The sequence below is a fragment of the Mangrovimicrobium sediminis genome (genome assembly GCF_004745945.1).
In the GTDB taxonomy this organism is placed as follows: domain Bacteria; phylum Pseudomonadota; class Gammaproteobacteria; order Pseudomonadales; family Halieaceae; genus Mangrovimicrobium; species Mangrovimicrobium sediminis.
Genome location: NZ_SRLE01000004.1, coordinates 197,558 through 214,974, shown reverse-complemented (window position 1 = coordinate 214,974; position 17,417 = coordinate 197,558). Strand labels below are relative to the sequence as shown.

Below are 17,417 nucleotides of genomic sequence, written 5' to 3'. Positions count from 1 at the left end.
GCATAGACAACGCGGAGACCGAGCAACTTGCACAGTATCGAACTCGACGTCCTGGAGCGCGTGGCCCACTGGTGTGAGCGCGGCGAACGGCCCTGGCTGTGCACCATCGTCAGGACCATCGGTTCCTCCCCCCGTCCGCCCGGCTCGCTGCTCGCCTGCCTCGACAACGGCGAGGTCACCGGGTCGCTCTCCGGCGGCTGCGTGGAAGAGGACCTGTTGCAGAAGCTGGCTGCCGGCGCCATCGACGACAGCGCTCCGCAAGTGGTGGAATACGGCGTTACCGCCGAGGAGAACGAGCGCCTGGGCCTGCCCTGCGGCGGCCGCCTGCTGGTGCTGGTGCAACGCCTCGACGCCGCGGAGCTGGCGTGGATAAACCCCGTGCTGGAGGCGCTGGCGCGCCGCGAATGCACCCTGCGCAGCCTGGATATCGCCAGCGGTACGACCACGCTGCAACCGGTGCCGCATCACGAGCCGCTGGCCTACAGCGAAACCACACTGCGCCAGTGCTTCGGCCCGCAGATGCGCATGCTGCTGGTAGGTGCCGGACAACTGTCGCAGACGCTCTCGGAGCTGGCCCTGGCCATGGGTTACGAGGTGCTGGTCACCGACACCCGCCAGCATGCCCTGGACCAGTGGCTGGGGCCGGACGTCCCGCTGATCCAGGGCATGCCCGACGACGTGGTGCTGGAGCGGGCGGCGGACAACCACTCCATCGTCATCACCCTCACCCACGACCCGCGCATCGACGACATGGCGCTGATGGAGGCGCTATCCACGGATGCCTGGTACGTGGGTGCGCTGGGCTCGGCGCGGACCACGGAAAAGCGCCTGCGGCGGCTGGCGGACCTGGGTGTTCCCGCGCAGGCCATCGCCCGCCTGCACGCACCTGTCGGGCTGCCGATCGGCAGCAAGACACCGCACGAAATCGCGGTGGCGATCATGGCGCAAATCACGCAAATGCGCCGTGCGCATTGAGGACTAGCGACGTGCGCATTGAGGGCTGGCGCCGTGCGCGCTGGCTGATACCCCCGCTAGTCCATCGCCACAGCGACGCTACGCCCATCGACCCAGCGCCGCGGCACAAGATACCGCCCGTGCAGCGCGCCGCGATCCCAGGCGCCGAAGCCGAGTAACGTCCCCTCTTCCCCCTCCGCCGCGGGCAGCCACTTGGTGAGCTCCAGGCCGCGCAACACGCCCTCGCGGGTGGCTTCCGGCGCACTGGCCAGGGCGTGGGCCACCAGCCGCCCCAGGTCCCAGCCCTTGGCCGCGGCGAAACTGGCCGAGATATCCAGCTCGAAGCGCTGCCGCAGTGCGGCCAGGGTGCGATTGCCCTCGCTCCACAGGTCGACATACACCCAGCCCTCGAGATGCGCGGCGAACTGAGGATGGTAGCCACGAATGCCGGCAGAGGTGGTGATCCGTTCCCCGCACCAGCCCGCAGCGTCCAGCGCCGTGTTCACGGCAGCGATACAGTGGCCGAGACCGAGATACAGGCAGGCAGACGTCGCGCTGTCCAGGACCTGGGCGAGCGCGTCGTCGGCGTTTTCGGCCAACGGGTCGATGGCGCTCGCCGCCATCTCCAGCCCGCGGGTACGCGCGGCGTAGCCCAGCGCCTGCACGTAGCCTTCACCAATCGGCGATGCGTCGTATATCACGGCCAGCTCGCGCGCGCCCCGGCGCGCCAGGTAGTCGGCGAGCAGCAGCGGCTCGTCCTGGTGCGAGCCCACCTGCAGCTGGAACATGTAGCGATTGCGGGCGTACTCGGAGCCTGCCCAGTTGATGGTGGGGAGGCCGAACTGTTCCGCCAGGGGCGTGGCGATGAGTGCGTTGTCGCCGATGGCGGGTCCGACCACCAGCAGCGCACCGGCGTCGGCCAGTTCGGCAAAGGCGCGCTCCACGTTGCCCGCCTCGCCCTGGGGCAGGCCCAGGCCGAAGGCGTGTACGAACTCGACAGGATTTTGCAAGGCACCCGCGGCGTGCAGGTCCTCCACTGCCCGGCGCAGCCAGGGCTCGAGATCCACCGGACCGGGCGGCCCCGACGACATGTCGCCGAGCAGGCCGACCCGCAGTGGCGCGGTCATTTCTTGTCGAGCTTGACCGAGAGGCTGTTGACGCAGTAGCGCAAGCCGGTAGGCTGGGGGCCGTCGGTGAACACGTGGCCAAGGTGGCAGCCGCACTGCTTGCAGGTGATCTCGGTGCGGCTCATGCCGTGGCTGTAGTCGGGGGTCTCCTCGATTACGTCATCGCTGGCGGGCTTGAAGAAGCTCGGCCAGCCACAGCCCGCGTCGAACTTGCTGTCGGAGAGGAACAGCGGTTCGCCGCAGCAGCGGCAATGGTAGACGCCGTCCTCTTCGGTATTCCAGTATTCACCGGTGAATGGGCGCTCGGTGCCCTTCTCCCGGCAGACCCAGTATTCGTCGGGTGTCAGCTTGTCGCGCCAGTGTTCGTCGTCTTTCATTCGCTCTCTTCCTGCCTGTCGTAAGTGGCTACCCGGTAGAGTATACGATCCTCGTAGCCGGTGACGACCTCCCGGTAGCCGCACAGGTCGCGGTCCAGCGCCGGGTCGTTGGTGTCCACCAGCAGGGGCCGCCCCTCCAGCGCCGCGATCTTGCCCTTGCCGGCGACGATGCAGATACGCCCGACACCGACCGCGCGGATCACCGCTGGCGAAAACTGCTGGTTGCCGCGACCGAAGATATGGCCCTGCCCGCCGATGGCAGTGACGATAATCTGTGCCGGGCCATCGTGGCTGGCGAGTAGCTGCAGGAGCGTCGCCTCGTCGGCGTCGCTGGCCAGCAGCTGCCCGTCGCGCACCGCATCCACCCCGAGCAGCGTGTTGGGCAGGCCAAGGCGCTCCATGATGGCGGCGGTTGTGGAACCCGGGCCGACCAGGTAGCAGGTTCGCGGGTCCATCTGTTCCACCACCCAGTCGGCGATCTCCGCGGCGACCAGTTCCTCGCTCTCGCGCCCGCCCACCTTGGTGTGCTGCAGGAACCTGCCCTCACCCGGCACCAGCATGTCACCGTAGAAGCGGCTCTTGACCACATCGTGGCGGAACGCCTCCTCGTCGATATCGCGTACCTCGTGCAGCTGCAATCCGACCAGGCCGCCCTGCACGAGCTGGCGCAGCAGTTCTCCCGCCGCCTCGGGAGAGACGGCGAACACCCCGGAGTGCATCTTGACCCCGGCGGGAATGCCCAGCACCGGCAGGCGCTCACCGACCGCGTCGTAGATGTCCCGCGCGGTGCCGTCGCCGCCGGCGAAAAGCAGCAGGTCGATCTGCTCTGCGCCCAGGGCGGTGGCGGCGGCGCGCGTGTCGGCGGCATCGCTCAAGCCGGCTTTTGCGGCGCCGACGACGCGGCAGCTCAGGCCCGCCTCCCGACACGCCCGCTCGCCCATGACGCCGCCCCAGGCGAGGATCTCCACACCGTCCGCCGGCAGCATGGCCAGTGCCTTCAGCGCACGCTGTTCCGCGCGGGTGACGGCCTCGGCGTCGGCCTGTGCCGCAATCTCGCGCACCTGCGCGCCGTCGCTGCCCTTGAGGGCGCGGCTGCCACCGAGGCCAGCCAGGGGGTTGATCAACAGGCCGATACGCAGTTTCATGCACCGTCCTTCGCAACGGCAACGGTGCAGCCCAGCGCTGTCACCCAGCGCTCGAGCGCTGTCGTCGTGCCCGCGGGCAACTGAACCTGGCTGCCGGCCAGTTCCCGTCGCTCGCGATACTGTTTGCGCAGGCGGTCGAAGTTGCCTGCGGCCGTGTCGGTGTCGCAGCCCAACACGGCCTCGCGCAACAGCCGGTCATCGTCGGCGACACGGTAGCGTGCCGCCAGCAGGCTGCGCAGCGTATCGGGCACGGAAGCAGCGCTGTCCAGTGCCAGCGCGGCCTGGGCACCGCTCTTCGTGGACGGCGAATACTCCAACTCGAAAACCTTCGCCAGCGCCTGGCACAAGACCCGCGTGGCGGCCAGCTTGCCGTCCAGGCTGTAGCCGGCGATGTGTGCGCTGCCCAACCTGACGCGCTGCAACAACGCCGGTTCCACCCGGGGTTCTTTCTCCCACACATCGAGCACCACAGCCGGCGCATCCGGTGCCTGCAGGCACTGTAGCAACGCGGCGTTGTCCGCCACCGGGCCGCGGGCGGCGTTGATGAGCAGCTGCCCGGAATTCAGCGCAGCCAATTCCGGTGCCGCCAGCAGGTGGCGCGAGGGCCACGGCGCGGTATCCACCAGGGATGTGTGCAGGCTGATCACGTCGCAGGCGAGAATCTCTGCCAGGGTGGCGGGATGCGGGATACTCCCCGGCGCCAGCCACGGGTCACAGGCGACGCTGGCAATACCCAGCTGCGCCAGGCGCGCGGCGAGCGCGCGACCGATGACGCCGTAACCGACGATTCCCACCCGGCCGCCGGCGAGCAGGCGCTCGAGGAAGTCATCCACCTCGGCGATGGCGCAGAGCACGTACTCGACCACGGAATTGGCGTTGCAGCCAGGCGCAAAAGCGAACGCCACACCCTGCGCGGACAACCACTCGCGGTCGATATGATCGAAGCCGCTGGTGGCGGTGCCGACAAAACGCACCGGGGTGCCTGCCAGCAGTTCGGCGTTCACCGGGGTTACCGAGCGCACCAGCAGCGCGTCGCACTCGCGCAGGTCGGCGCGCCGGATCTGCCGGCCGGGCTTCCGCCGCAGGCTGGCACCCGGCGGCAACAGCGATTCGAGTCCGGGAATGTTTTCATCGGCGAGCACGCGCAGGGTCACGGCGCCCTCCCCAGCTTGTTCCAGCGGGCGACCAGCGGACCGCCCAGGCCCAGTTCGCGCAGGTAGTCGACTACCGCCTGGTTGCCGTCGGCATCCCGGCTGCAGGCCGGCATCGCTTCGAGTTCGGGCACATGCGCTTCCAGCCGGGCGAGCCGGCGCGCCAGCAGCGCCTGCTCCCAGTGCGGTTCCAGCCGCTGCCACAGGCGTTTTGCGCCGCGCAGCGGCAGGCTTTCCATCTGCCCCGCATTGTCGGCGATACCTTCCAGTGAGTCGTAAGCCTGCAACAGGGCGGCGGCGGTTTTCGGACCGATACCCGGTACCCCGGGGATGTCGTCCACTGCATCGCCAACCAGCGCCAGGTAATCGGCAAACTGCCGCGGAGCGACACCGAACTGCGCTTCGAACCCCGCCGCGTCCAGGCTGCGCTGGGCGGCGAAATCCCACCAGCGGTCTTCCGCGTGCTGTAGCAGCTGGCCGAGGTCCTTGTCGCGGGTGAGCACGGTGACCGGCAGCCCTTGCTCCCGGGCGAGCCGGGCGAGGCTGGCGAGGTAGTCGTCCGCCTCGTAGCGCGGACCGCCGAAACAGGGTACGCCGGCGCGCTCGGTGAGTTCGCGGCAGGCCTGCAACTGGAACGCCAGCGCTTCGTCCGGCAGTTCGCGGCTGGCCTTGTAACCGGGGAAAATCTCGTTGCGAAAGCAGCTGCCCAGGCTTTCGTCGAAGGCAGCTGCCACGTGCAGGTCGGGGTGGGTCTGCGCGAGGGCGTCGTAGAGGAAGCCGGCATAGCCGACCACCGCGTTGAGGGGCATGCCCGCCGGAGTGTGCCAGCGATCGGGCATGGAAAACCAGGCGCGGAAGATATACACGGAGGCGTCGACCAGCCACGCCCGGGGAGCGCCGTTCATTGCACCGCGCGGCTGTCGAATTCCAGCGCTGCCAGGCTCAGCCCCGGCCTGTAGTGGTCGGCGAGCGCGGTAAAGAAGCGGGCTGCACGCGGTGGCAGCGACGCCTGCTGCCATGCCCGGGCGCGCGCTGCGACCAGTTCGCGGAAGCCCGCGGTGTCCGCCGGGGTACCGTCGTCGCTAAAATTGTCGACGCTGACCCGGAAGCGATAACCGCAGGCTGACGAGAGGATCCACTCCAGCGCCTGGGGCGTCACTTCCACTGCCTCGAAAGCGGCCTGCTGCTGGGGACTACGGCCCTCCGAGGCGTACCAGTAGCCGAAGTCCAGCTGTTGCCGACGTTCCGTACCGGCGATGCACCAGTGTGCAATTTCATGCAGGGCGCTGGCGAAGAAGTCTTCCCGGTAGTGCAGCTGCGCACAGGCGCCATCTGCGGCGGGTGGCAGGTATACCGGTTCCGCCGCGCCGCCGAAGAGGCGGGTGTTCTCGCTATCAGCGAAGCAGCGGTTGAACAGGCGCTCGAGGTCGCGGCTGTCGAAGCGGGTGTGTGGCAGCGCGCTGCCCATCAGCCGCTCTCGCACTTGCGCAGCCAGTAGTGGAACTGGCCCTCGACCTCTTCCTGCTGCAGCAGGTCGTGGCCGAGGAAATTGCAGAACTTGGGGATGTCGCGGGTCGTCGAAGGGTCGGTCGCCAGCACCTGCAGCACCTCACCCACCGCGATGTCGCGGATGCGGTTGTGCAGCAGCATCACCGGTTCCGGGCAGAACAGACCGGTGGCGTCGAGGATATGGTCCGGTTCGATGGGCATCTCTGTGGTCGTCTCCCGCGGCGTGGCGACTCAGTTTTCGTCCCCGTTATTGACGTTCTCTGCGGCGATCAGTTCAGCGGCCCGTTGCCGTTCGACCAGATCCCACTGCTCGGTGTCGAGGTGGTAGAGAATGCAGAGCTCGCCGCTATCCAGTTGGCGGCGCAAATTGCCGGTTTTTTCGACCAGGGTCAACTCCACCGCGCCGTAATCCGTGCCGTCGCGGCTGGCGAATTCCTCGAGCAGGGCCTGCAGCGTTTCTGCGGCGATGCGCTCGACGGGGACAGCGATGTAGGAGGACATGGCGTACGCGCTTTCTGCCTGGCCGGGATGCGGGGTACTATACGGCCTGCGCAGGGCAATGTGGAGCACGACAGGTGCACAGTACGTTCATCATTACCTTCATTGGCGACGACCGTCCCGGCCTGGTCGAGCAACTCTCCGCCGCCATCGAGTCCAGCGGCGGCAACTGGCACGAGAGCCGCCTGTCACAACTGGGCGGCAAGTTTGCCGGCCTGGTACTGGTCTCACTGCCCGAGGCGCAGGCGGCGACCCTGGAGCAGACCCTCAAGGACCTCGGCGAGAGCGGCCTCAGCGTGCGCGTCACAGCCACCGGCGAGACCCCGCCCAGCGTTGGCGGCCGCGCCATCACCCTCAATGTGCTGGGCCCGGACCGCCCCGGCATCGTGCACGAGATCGCCAGCGCACTGGCCCGGCGCGAGATCAACGTGGTGGAAATGGAAAGCCAGGTGGACAGCGCGGCGATGAGCGGCGAGATGCTGTTTCGCGCCACCATCGACGCCCAGGTGCCGGCGGACAGCGATCTCGCGGAGTTGCAGGAAAACCTGGAGGCCATCGCCAACCAGATGACCCTGGAAATCGACCTGGATTAAAACTTCCGGCTCGAGCGGCCTGGGCTAACCCCTCAGGAGCAGCCCCTCAGGAGCACGCCCTCAGGAGCAGGCCCTCAGGAGCAGGCCCCCAGCACCAGTCCTTCAGCCCCAGACCTCGGTACCGGTCCTTCGGGACTACGTCTCGTCACGCCCGCGCAACAGTTTGCGCAGCCCTATCCACGCCGCCGTGCCCAGCGCGGCCACCGCGATTACCACCCCGATCACCAGCAGCGTGGCCAGCAACAGGTCGCGCATGTCCTGCCAGGGGATGTCGAACTGGTCGACCGCGAACCACACCATGGCGCCGAGGGCGGCGACCCCCAACAACACCGTGCGGTAATAGCGGCGGGAACTGCGTGCCATGGCCGGCTCAGTCGTTCCCGGGCGCGCTGCCGGGAATTGCGGGCGTGGCGCAGTTCACGTCGGCGTTCTGGCCGCGGTGACGCAGCAGGTGGTCCATCAGCACCAGCGCCAGCATGGCCTCGGCGATAGGTGTGGCGCGAATGCCCACGCAGGGGTCGTGGCGACCGTGGGTCACTACCTCGATGGCCTCGCCGCGGGTGTCGATGCTGGCACCCGGCAGGCGAATGCTCGAGGTGGGCTTCAGGGCGATGCTCACGGTGATGTCCTGGCCGCTGGAAATCCCGCCCAGCACGCCGCCGGCGTTGTTGCCGACGAAGCCCTGCGGGGTCAGCAGGTCGCGGTGCTCGCTGCCCTTTTGCTCGACACAGTCGAAGCCGGCGCCGATCTCCACGCCCTTGACCGCGTTGATGCCCATCATGGCGTGGGCGATGTCGGCATCCAGGCGATCGAACACCGGTTCGCCCAGGCCCGCCGGCACGCCGCTGGCGACCACGTTGATGCGCGCGCCAATCGAGTTGCCTTCCTTGTTGAGGGCGGCCATGTAGGCTTCCATCTCGCCGATACGATCGGCATCCGGACAGAAGAAGGGGTTGGTTTCCACCAGGTCCCAGTCGAGCTTCTCGGCGCGGATCGGCCCCAGTTGCGCCAGGTAGCCGCGCACCAGGATACCGTAACGCTCGGCCAGGTATTTCTTGGCGATGGCGCCGGCGGCGACGCGCATGGCGGTCTCGCGCGCGGAGGAGCGACCGCCGCCGCGGTAATCGCGGAAGCCGTACTTCTGGTCGTAGGTGTAGTCCGCGTGCGCCGGGCGGAACGTGTCGGCGATGTTCGAGTAATCCTTGGAGCGCTGGTCGGTATTCTCGATCAGAAGGCCGATGGCAGTGCCAGTGGTGCGCCCCTCGAAGACACCTGAGAGGATGCGCACCTCGTCCGCCTCGCGGCGCTGGGTGGTGAACCGCGAGGTGCCCGGCTTGCGCCGGTCGAGGTCGCGCTGCATATCGGCCTCGCACAGGGCAAGCCCGGGAGGACAACCGTCGATAACGCAGCCCAGCGCCGGCCCATGGCTTTCGCCAAAGCTGGTGACCGTGAAGAGTTTGCCCAGAGTGTTGCCCGCCATCGTCCGCTGCTGCCTGCCGTCCAAAACGGCGCATTATAGCCGTTATCGACGCAGACTTGTGGCGTATTCCTGCAGTTGTGCCGCACTCAGGGCAAACACCCCGTGCCCACCGTTGGCGAACTCCAGCCAGGTGAACGGGACTTGCGGATAAGCCGCCTCCAGCGCCTCCCAGCTGTTGCCCACTTCCACCACCAGCAGGCCCGTGTCCGCCAGGTAGTCCGCCGCGCAGGCGAGAATGCGCCGCGTCAGGTCCAGGCCATCGTCGCCGCTGCCCAGGGCCAGGGCCGGTTCATGGCGGTACTCGTCAGGCATGCCGGCGAGGTCCGCGGCGTCCACATAGGGCGGGTTTGACAGGATAATGTCGTAGCGTGCCGGGGGCAGGCCATCGAACAGGTCCGAAGTGAAAATTTCCACGCGGTCCTCGAGCCCGAACCGCTGGCGGTTTTCCGCCGCCAGGGCCAGGGCATCGGCGTCGATGTCGGCGAGATCGACCTGCGCCTGGCTGTAGTGAGCCGCTGCGAGACCGATGCAACCGCCGCCGCAGCACAGGTCGAGGATGCGGCGCGGCGCAGGCCCGGTATACCAGGGGGAATAGTCGTCGAGGATCAGCTCCGCCAGCGGCGAGCGCGGAATGATGGCGCGAGAGTCACAGGCAAACTCCAGGCCGGCGAACCAGGCGCGACCCAACAGGTAAGGCAAGGGCTGGCGCTGTTCGATGCGCTGCTGCAGCAGCTCCAGCGCGCGATCGCGCTGTGCCGGGGTCACCGCGAGATCGAGGACTTCCTCGCCACAGTCCACCGGCAGGCCGGCGACATGTAACACGAGTTGTACCGCTTCATCCCAGGGATTATCGGTGCCGTGCCCGTAATAGACATCGGCGCCACACAGGGTTTCGTGGCAGTGGTGCAGCAGTTCACCCAGCGTGGATGGCAGCCGGGAATGCGTATCCGGAGTCGACATGGCGAGAGTGTAAACCCGCCCCGGGTTCGATTGCCACGCCGGAGGCGGGTTGTTACCATTCCCGGCCCCGGCCCTGACTGGCCAGATAGATAATCAAACACAGGAGCACTGTCTGTGGAAAAACATTGGGCCGCGATCATCGAAGCAGTCGGCGAAGACCTCGAGCGTCCGGGGCTGGTCGACACACCGAAACGGGCCGCCAAGGCCTTCGAGTTCCTCACCCGCGGCTATAACCAGTCGGTGGATGACGTGGTCAATAATGCGCTGTTTCCCTCGGACTCCAGCGAGATGGTGCTGGTGCAGGACATCGAGCTCTACTCCATGTGCGAACACCACCTGCTGCCGTTCATCGGTAAGTGCCACGCGGCTTATATTCCCACCGGCAAGGTGCTCGGCCTGTCGAAGGTCGCCCGTATTGTCGATGTGTTCGCCCGCCGCCTGCAGATCCAGGAAGCGCTGACCTCGCAGATTGCGAGCACCATCATGGAAGTGACCGGCGCCGAGGGTGTCGGGGTGATTATCGAGGCGCAGCACATGTGCATGATGATGCGCGGCGTGGAGAAACAGAACTCGGTGATGAAGACGTCCGCGATGCTGGGCAGCTTCCGCGATTCGCAGAAGACCCGCGACGAGTTCCTGCAGCTACTGCAGATGCGCCGCTAACGGCGCTCAACCTTCCCGCGGCGCGCAGGCTGTCTCCCGCCATCGCGCGCTGCAAATACCCACAGGCGACACCCACAGGCGACACCCACAGACAGCGGCCACAGGCGCCCGCTCACACGCGATACCCCACAGGCGAACCCCCGCAGAAAAACGCGCCAGGCCTTACTCGACCCGCAGGATTTCCGCGTGCAGGTACTGGCGGTCCGCCATGCGGGCGGCGCTGAACAGCAGTACGCGATAATCGGCTGCGGCGCCCGCCGGCGGGCCATACACCCGGTAGTGCTGGTTCTCGTCGCGTCCGTAGAGCAAGCGCTGGCCGAACACGCCATTGGCCCACTGGGAACCCTGGCCGCAGGCCCGGCTGTCACAGGCAAAAAGCATCTCGCTACTGGCGACCAACTCCTGCTCCAGCCTGGCCAGCACCTGGGCCGCGGTGAAACCGTCGACGACCTGCCAGGTGTAGCGCTCCAGAGTCCCGCTCAGGCGCTCGCTGCGCTTGAACTGCCAGGCGCCGCTGCGTTTCTGGATCGCCCCCAGGCCGACTTCGTAATCAATAACGCTGCGCACCTCATGCTCCAGGCGACGCGTGTGCGGGTAGCCGTCCAGGCGCTCGAGCAAGTCGCCCGGGGCATCGGCGCGCACCGGCAAGGCGAGGAACAGCGCGAGCAGCAGGAAAGGCGACAGGAAGTAACGGGGTAAACGGCGGTTCGGCATCAATCGGCGGCGAGAAATTGGTTTATGCTGCGCGCCAGTGTAACGACACCCTCCTCGAGATGGAAATGGTGTCCGCCCGGCAGCTTCACCAGGCTGGCGTGGCGCAGGTGCTCGCGCTGCGCCAGGTAGTTCTCCATCTGTGCGCCGCCGAGGCCGTTTTCCGCCAGTAGCAGCAGCGCCGGCGCCGCCACCGCAGCCAGGGCAGACTCGATCTGGCCGACGCTAAGCTTTATGGCCGAGGCCCCGCGCAGCCGCGGGTCCGTGGTCCAGCAAAAGCCGCCGTCGCGCGCCACCAGGTTGCGCGGCACGATCAGCCGCGCCGCCTCCGGCGGCAGGCCATAGGCCTCGCGCACAGAGATGGCCTTTTCCAGGGAGGGATACACCGATTGCTGGCGCGACAGGTAGCGGGCGCGTTCGAGCACGAACTGCCGCAACTGGCCGGAGAACTCCGCCTCGGGCGTGGGCTGCGGCACGAGGCCGTCCAGCAGCACCAGGCGCGACACCCGCTCGGGAAAACTCGCCGCATACAACACGGACATGATCGCCCCGCGCGAGTGACCGAGCAGCGCGCAACGCTCCCAGCCGAGATGCTCCAGCAGCGCGTGCAGTTGCGGCAGGTCATCGTAAATCTGGTAGGTGGCATCCACCGAACGCCAGGCGGACTGGCCGTGCCCGGGAAGGTCGATGGCGAGAATGAAGTGGCGATCGAGCAGCGGCGCGAGGCGGGCGAAACTCGCGGCGTTATCCAGCCAGCCATGCAGCGCCAGCACCGGCGGTGCCGCCGGATCGCCCCAGCCGAGTGCCGCCAGGCGCAGGCCCTCGACCTCGAAACTGTAGTCGCGCGCGCCCTGCGGCGTCACAGCACCCCCTCGAATTCGGGGGGTTGTGCACTGAACAGCAGCCGGCCACAGCCCATCGCGGCGACGTCCAGTTGCAGGCTGGCGAAAGCCCCGGGCACCAGCGGCGCCACCCTCCCCGGGTCGTCCAGGTAATAATCGATAAGGCTGGAGACCAATGGCTGGTGCGAGACCAGCACGATGTGCTGCGCGGCGCCGTCCTGCGCGCGATGCTGCAACTCGCTGTCGACCAGGGGGCTGCGCTGGCCCGGAATCAGGGCCTCGCAGGCTTCGCGGCTGGCAGCGGGCAGGCGCGAGCCGATGATGTCGGCGGTCTGGCTGGTACGCAGCCAGCGGCTGTAGAGAATCAGGTCCGGCACGGGAATACCGCGCTGTTCACACAACTGCAGGAACTGGCTGCAGCCAAAGCCGACGTCATCCAGTCCGGTCTCGGTCAACTCGCGATCGCGGTCGCGCACTGCGTTGCCCGCCTGTCCGTGGCGCCAGATCGTTACAATCACCCGTGTCCTACTCCCGCGAATGGCGGCCCGGAGCAAGCCGGGCCAGAACCCGCCAGTCTAGCAAACTGTGCGGCCTGCGGCGCGACCCGCCCGGCTCAGCGGCCGCTCAGGGTCAGCAGCAGTTTGTTCAGCCGCGAGACGTAGGCCGCCGGGTCCTCCAGTTGCCCGCCCTCGGCCAACTGGGCCTGGTCGAACACGATGCTGGCGAGGTCGGCAAAACGGTCCTCATCGGCTTCCTGGTCGAGCATTTCCAGCAGAGGGTGGTGCGGATTGACCTCCAGGATGGGCTTGGATTCCGGCACCGGTTGCCCGGCCGCCTCCATGATGCGTCGCATTTGCGCGCCCATGTCCTGCTCGCCCACCACCAGGCAGGCGGGGGAATCGGTGAGGCGGCCCGAGGCGCGAACCTCGGCGACACTGCTCTCCAATACTTTTGCCAGGCGCTCGACCAGGCCCTCGCTCTGCTTCGCCAGTTGCTCGCGCTCGGCTTTTTCCTCCTCGCTCTCCTCGCCCAGTTCCAGGTTGCCGCGGGCGACGTCCTGCAGCGGCTTGCCGTCGAACTCCTGCAGGTGACCCATCAGCCACTCGTCGATGCGGTCGCTGAGCAGCAGCACTTCGATACCTTTCTTGCGGAACACCTCGAGATGCGGGCTGTTCTTCGCCGTGTTGAAGTTCTCCGCCACGACGTAGTAGATCTTGTCCTGGTTCTCACCCATGCGCGAGACGTAGTCCTCCAGGGACTGGTCCTGGACCGGGGTATCGGTGTGGGTAGTGGCAAAGCGCAGCAGTTTTGCGATCTTCTCGCGGTTAGCGAAGTCTTCTGCCGGACCCTCTTTCAGCACTTCGCCGAACTGTTTCCAGAACTCGGCGTAGTCGTCACCCTCCTGGCGGGACAGTTTGTCCAGCATATCCAGGGCGCGCTTGGTCAGTGCACTGCGCATGGACTCGACCTGCCCGTCCCGTTGCAGGATCTCCCGCGACACGTTGAGCGGCAGGTCGTTGGAGTCCACCACGCCCTTGATGAAACGCAGGTACATGGGCAGGAACTGCTCGGCCTCGTCCATGATGAACGTACGCTGCACGTACAGCTTGAGCCCGCGCGCCATGTCGCGGTTCCACAGGTCGAAGGGAGCGCGTTTGGGCAAATACAGCAAGCTGGTGTACTCCAGCTTGCCCTCGACCCGGTTGTGGCTCCAGGTCAGCGGGTCGTCGAAATCGTGGGAGACATGGCGGTAGAACGCCTTGTATTCGTCGTCAGACACCTCGGTGCGGCTGCGCGTCCACAGCGCGGTGGCCTCGTTGACCGCCTTGTACTGCGGCGCGGCGGGCTCGGCGCCCTCCTCGGGCTCCGCTGCCGGCGGTTCGGACTCCAGCATCATCACCGGCACCGAAATGTGGTCCGAGTATTTCTTGATCACGCTGCGCACGCGGTAGTCGTCGGCGAATTCCTCGCAGCCCTCTTTCAGGTAGAGCGTGACCCGCGTGCCGCGCCCAACTTTGTCGCGCTGTTCCACCGAGAATTCCGACTCGCCGTGGGATTCCCACAGCACGCCGGCGCCGGCGTCATCCCCGGCCTTGCGCGTGTGCACCTCGACGCGGTTGGCGACGATAAATGCGGAGTAAAAGCCGACCCCGAACTGGCCGATCAGCTGGGAATCCTTTTTCTGGTCGCCGCTGAGGTTCTGCAGGAAGGCCGCGGTACCGGACTTGGCAATGGTGCCCAGGTGCTCGATAACCTCGTCGCGGTTCATGCCAATGCCGTTGTCATCGATGCTGATGGTCTTCGCCTCGGGGTCGACATCGACCTGAACCCGGTAGTCGCCCTGGCCTTCCAGCAGGCTCTCGTCGGCAAGTGCCGCGAAACGCAGCTTGTCGATGGCGTCGGAAGCGTTGGAGATCAGCTCACGCAGGAAGATCTCGCGGTTGCTGTACAGGGAGTGGATCATCAGGTGAAGCAGCTGCTTCGCCTCGGTCTGGAAGCCCAGGGTCTCCTTGTTCATCTCGGCGGTCATGGCGTCCTCTTCTGGCTGTTTTGTGCGATGGCTTTGCGCAATTTTGCGACGTGAATCCGCGATTTGCGTCGCGCGCATTTTGATCCGTCGGACATGGGGACCCGGGGCGGGGATTTCAAGGCGCAGCAGGCGGATATTTTCGCTCCAGCGCCGCCGACACGCCTGCGCGATGGAAAATGGCTCAACATCTGTTCAATCTGTGAACCGCGACACATGTGTCAGTTTTCTTTACACACCCCCCCGGCTATATTGATTGCTCGTTCAATGTCGCCGGATTGGCGATATATCACCTGAAACTTCCCCTGTCGGCGAGGGAATCTCGACCGTACGGGCTGACGCTGTCTATTGAGGAGTCTGCATGAGCAGATTGAGCTTGCTGCGAGAGAAGTCGGGAATTGTCCCGGCTTGTGGGCGATGAATCTCGCCGCGCGGCTGGGCAGCATTTTCGGCGTCTGCGCCATCCTGATTGCGGGTCTGCTCAGCGCCGGTGTGGCGCTGCGCGAGTACGACGCCGGCTACCAGGCGTTGCGCGGGGACATGCACAACCTGGTCCTGTCGGAATCCAGCCTGCCATTTCGTCTGCTGCGCGAAGATGCCAACGGACTGCAACGTGAGGCCGGCCTGTTGGTCGAGGACCCGAGGATCAGCACCGCCATCGTCTATGACGCCACTGGTGAACAGATTGCCGTGGCCCGCCAGGCCCGCAGCGAGGGCGCGGCGCCACTGCCCTTCGCCCGACTGCGCGGTACCGTGCTCTCCGACGAACCGGGCGCACTGCTGGTCGACGTTAGCGGCAACGCCCGGCAGCCGAATTACTGGAGCGGCCTGCTGCGCCTGAATTCGCAGCTGCAACTGAGCTACCCGATTATTTCACCGGTGACCCCCGGCACCTTCAGCCAGGATTCAGAGAGCCTTTCGCGCGCACTCGTGGAAGGCAAGTTCGGGCACTCCAACTGGGTGGTCGGCTACGTGCACCTGGGTGTGGACAACCGCAGCCTGGTAACCGATGCGCTGCGCGTATCGTTGGGTACCTTCGCGATTTCCGTACTCGTCACGCTTTTGTTTAGCGGCGTACTGTTTCACTACACGCGGCGCCTTACCCGGCCGTTGCTGGAGATCGGTGCCGCGGCACAGCGCATTATCGACGGCGATTTTTCCACGCCGCTGCAGGTCGACGGAAAGGGCGAGATCGGCGACGTGATGCGCTCCGTCAACGACGTGCTCTACGGTGTACGCGCCTACCGCGCCGAACAGGAACGCGACCGCAAGCAGCTCGCACGCAAGATTGAAGAGAGCGGCCAGCAACTGTCCGAGCGGGACGCCGCGCTGGATAAAGCCGCACAGGAGGCCGAACAGCGTCGCTCACTGATGCGCAAGCTGGCCAACTACGACCGCCTCACCCAGTTGCCCAACCGCCAGCTGTTCGGTGAACAACTGGCGCTGTTGCTGCGCCTGAGCCTGCGCAAGAAGCGCAAACTGGCCCTGTTGTTCATCCAGATCGACGGCTACCGCCGCATCAACGACGCCCTCGGCATGGCCGCTGGCGACATCGTGCTGCGTGAGGTTTCGCGCCGCCTGAGCGCCACCGTGCGCGGCAGCGACAGCGTCGGTCATTTCTTCCACAGCAACGCTGAAATCGCGGTATCGCGCCTGGGCGGCGACGAATTCACCGTGGTCCTCAACGAGGTGGAATCCGAGGACGCGGCGCGCCAGGTGGCCAAGCGCATTCTCGACCAGCTGCGCCTGCCGATCGATATCGAGGGCAAGCAGATCGTGCTGCGCTCCGGGGTCGGCGTGGCCATGGCGCCCAACCACGGCGCCGACGTGGACAGCCTGCTGCGCGCCGCCAGCGCGGCCAAGCAGCACGCCCTGGACGAGGGCGGCGATACCATCGTCTTCTACGAGCGCGCCATGAACTCCGGCAGCGAGCAGCGCCTGCAACTGGAATCCGACCTGCGTCGCGCCATCGAACGCGGCGAACTCGCCCTGCACTACCAGCCGCAGGTAGACACCCTGACCGGCTCGGTGGTCGGCGCCGAGGCCCTGCTGCGCTGGGAACACCCGGAGCTGGGCCTGATTCCCACCGGCGATTTCATCAAGCTCGCCGAGGAGATCGGCATGATCGAAGCCCTCGGCGACTGGGTCCTGATCGAGGCCTGCCGCCAGGTGCGCGAATTCAACAAGGCGGGCCTGAAGCTGCCCAAGGTGGCGATCAATGTCTCCGCCCTGCAGTTCGACGCGGGCTTCGTGCGTCGCATCTCGGAAGTGGTCGCCCAACAGGGCATCCCCCCGTCCCAGCTGGAACTGGCGCTCACGGAGGGCATCATGACCAGCAACCACCCGGAGACGGTACACGCCCTCAGCGTCCTCAAGCGCAGCGGTATCTACCTCTCGGTGGACGATTTCGGCACGGGCTACTCGCCGCTCAGCTACCTGGGCGAATACCCGCTGGACGAGCTCAAGCTCAAGCGCAAATTCCTGCTGCAGGCTGCCGGCAGCGAGAACGGCGCCAAGCTGGTGATCGCGATCATCGCTATGGCCCGCTCGCTTGGCCTGCGCGTGCTGGTCACGGGCGTGGAGACGGCCGAACAGATGCACTTCCTCACGGACAACGGCGCCCACCTGGCCCAGGGCTACCTGTTCAGCGAACCGGTCCCGGCCGACGACCTGGCGCGCATGCTCACGCCCTGGCACTTTGTCCGCAAGATCCAGGACCTCGCGGCGATGGGTGCTGCCTGAGCTTCCCCGCTCGGCTCCCCATTCCCGCGCGATACCACCCCGCTCCTCTCGTGACGCCCTGCCCCCGGGGGCCTCTTTCTGCTCGCGGGGCCGCAGGTACTGCTCGTGGACCGGAGCGTTCACCCCTCGGGGTGAACG

General features: G+C 66.6%; 19 protein-coding genes. 4 read left to right on the top strand and 15 right to left on the bottom strand.

The genetic code is table 11. The features are described from left to right. The first annotated feature begins 27 nt into the window (after positions 1-27). Entirely contained in the window at positions 28-975 is a 948-nt protein-coding gene (locus tag E4634_RS04380; RefSeq protein WP_135441382.1) for an XdhC family protein, read from the top strand. 56 nt (positions 976-1,031) lie between these two features. On the opposite strand, the gene E4634_RS04375 is transcribed toward E4634_RS04380, so the two are convergent. From E4634_RS04375 to E4634_RS04340, 8 genes are read right to left on the bottom strand one after another with little or no spacing between them, the layout of a single operon-like run. Beyond that, positions 1,032-2,081, bottom strand: a complete 1,050-nt coding sequence (locus E4634_RS04375; protein WP_135441381.1) for an ABC transporter substrate-binding protein — start codon at positions 2,079-2,081, stop codon at positions 1,032-1,034. Beyond that, positions 2,078-2,458, bottom strand: a complete 381-nt coding sequence (gene msrB / locus E4634_RS04370) for a peptide-methionine (R)-S-oxide reductase MsrB (RefSeq protein WP_135441380.1) — start codon at positions 2,456-2,458, stop codon at positions 2,078-2,080. The genes E4634_RS04375 and msrB overlap by 4 nt, the downstream gene beginning before the upstream one ends. After that, the gene (locus tag E4634_RS04365) at positions 2,455-3,603 is read right to left on the bottom strand and encodes an ATP-NAD kinase family protein (protein WP_135441379.1); all 1,149 of its coding nucleotides are present in this window, start codon (positions 3,601-3,603) and stop codon (positions 2,455-2,457) included. The genes msrB and E4634_RS04365 overlap by 4 nt, the downstream gene beginning before the upstream one ends. Next, on the bottom strand, positions 3,600-4,757 hold the full coding sequence (locus E4634_RS04360) for a 4-phosphoerythronate dehydrogenase (protein WP_167854762.1): 1,158 nt from the start codon (positions 4,755-4,757) through the stop codon (positions 3,600-3,602). Before E4634_RS04360 ends, E4634_RS04365 begins: the two co-directional genes overlap by 4 nt. Next, positions 4,754-5,659, bottom strand: coding sequence for a 5'-3' exonuclease (locus E4634_RS04355; protein WP_135441377.1), 906 nt, complete (start codon positions 5,657-5,659; stop codon positions 4,754-4,756). The genes E4634_RS04360 and E4634_RS04355 overlap by 4 nt, the downstream gene beginning before the upstream one ends. Next, positions 5,656-6,222, bottom strand: coding sequence for an elongation factor P hydroxylase (locus E4634_RS04350; protein ID WP_135441376.1), 567 nt, complete (start codon positions 6,220-6,222; stop codon positions 5,656-5,658). The genes E4634_RS04355 and E4634_RS04350 overlap by 4 nt, the downstream gene beginning before the upstream one ends. Then, positions 6,222-6,464: a sulfurtransferase TusA gene (gene tusA / locus E4634_RS04345; protein ID WP_135441375.1), complete on the bottom strand. Its 243-nt coding sequence runs from the start codon at positions 6,462-6,464 to the stop codon at positions 6,222-6,224. The genes E4634_RS04350 and tusA overlap by 1 nt, the downstream gene beginning before the upstream one ends. A 30-nt stretch (positions 6,465-6,494) precedes the next feature. After that, on the bottom strand, positions 6,495-6,764 hold the full coding sequence (locus tag E4634_RS04340) for a YheU family protein (protein WP_135441374.1): 270 nt from the start codon (positions 6,762-6,764) through the stop codon (positions 6,495-6,497). Positions 6,765-6,838: 74 nt separating this feature from the next. Between E4634_RS04340 and E4634_RS04335 the strand changes: the two genes are divergently transcribed. Beyond that, complete coding sequence (locus E4634_RS04335; protein ID WP_135441373.1) at positions 6,839-7,354, top strand: glycine cleavage system transcriptional repressor; 516 nt, start codon at positions 6,839-6,841, stop codon at positions 7,352-7,354. A gap of 135 nt (positions 7,355-7,489) precedes the next feature. Here E4634_RS04335 and E4634_RS04330 read toward each other — a convergent pair whose 3' ends face one another. The 3 genes from E4634_RS04330 to prmB are packed head-to-tail and all read right to left on the bottom strand — an operon-like array spanning position 7,490 to position 9,794. Continuing rightward, entirely contained in the window at positions 7,490-7,717 is a 228-nt protein-coding gene (locus E4634_RS04330; protein ID WP_135441372.1) for a hypothetical protein, read from the bottom strand. Between the two features lie 7 nt (positions 7,718-7,724). Then, positions 7,725-8,834 (bottom strand): chorismate synthase, encoded by a 1,110-nt coding sequence (gene aroC / locus E4634_RS04325; protein ID WP_135441371.1) that lies wholly within the window; start codon positions 8,832-8,834, stop codon positions 7,725-7,727. A gap of 42 nt (positions 8,835-8,876) precedes the next feature. Further along, entirely contained in the window at positions 8,877-9,794 is a 918-nt protein-coding gene (gene prmB, locus E4634_RS04320) for a 50S ribosomal protein L3 N(5)-glutamine methyltransferase (RefSeq protein WP_135441370.1), read from the bottom strand. A gap of 114 nt (positions 9,795-9,908) precedes the next feature. Between prmB and folE the strand changes: the two genes are divergently transcribed. Then, complete coding sequence (gene folE / locus E4634_RS04315; protein WP_135441369.1) at positions 9,909-10,457, top strand: GTP cyclohydrolase I FolE; 549 nt, start codon at positions 9,909-9,911, stop codon at positions 10,455-10,457. Between the two features lie 162 nt (positions 10,458-10,619). On the opposite strand, the gene E4634_RS04310 is transcribed toward folE, so the two are convergent. The 4 genes from E4634_RS04310 to htpG form a co-directional block, all read right to left on the bottom strand. Then, complete coding sequence (locus E4634_RS04310; RefSeq protein ID WP_135441368.1) at positions 10,620-11,171, bottom strand: DUF4892 domain-containing protein; 552 nt, start codon at positions 11,169-11,171, stop codon at positions 10,620-10,622. Next, positions 11,171-12,031: an alpha/beta fold hydrolase gene (locus E4634_RS04305; RefSeq protein WP_167854761.1), complete on the bottom strand. Its 861-nt coding sequence runs from the start codon at positions 12,029-12,031 to the stop codon at positions 11,171-11,173. The genes E4634_RS04310 and E4634_RS04305 overlap by 1 nt, the downstream gene beginning before the upstream one ends. Then, positions 12,028-12,528, bottom strand: a complete 501-nt coding sequence (locus E4634_RS21440; RefSeq protein ID WP_167854760.1) for a SixA phosphatase family protein — start codon at positions 12,526-12,528, stop codon at positions 12,028-12,030. The genes E4634_RS04305 and E4634_RS21440 overlap by 4 nt, the downstream gene beginning before the upstream one ends. 95 nt (positions 12,529-12,623) lie before the next feature. Continuing rightward, positions 12,624-14,540, bottom strand: coding sequence for a molecular chaperone HtpG (gene htpG / locus E4634_RS04300; RefSeq protein WP_135441366.1), 1,917 nt, complete (start codon positions 14,538-14,540; stop codon positions 12,624-12,626). Between the two features lie 414 nt (positions 14,541-14,954). On the opposite strand from htpG, the gene E4634_RS04295 reads away from it, so the two are divergent. After that, positions 14,955-17,279, top strand: a complete 2,325-nt coding sequence (locus E4634_RS04295) for a putative bifunctional diguanylate cyclase/phosphodiesterase (protein ID WP_240725094.1) — start codon at positions 14,955-14,957, stop codon at positions 17,277-17,279. Positions 17,280-17,417 lie beyond the last annotated feature (138 nt).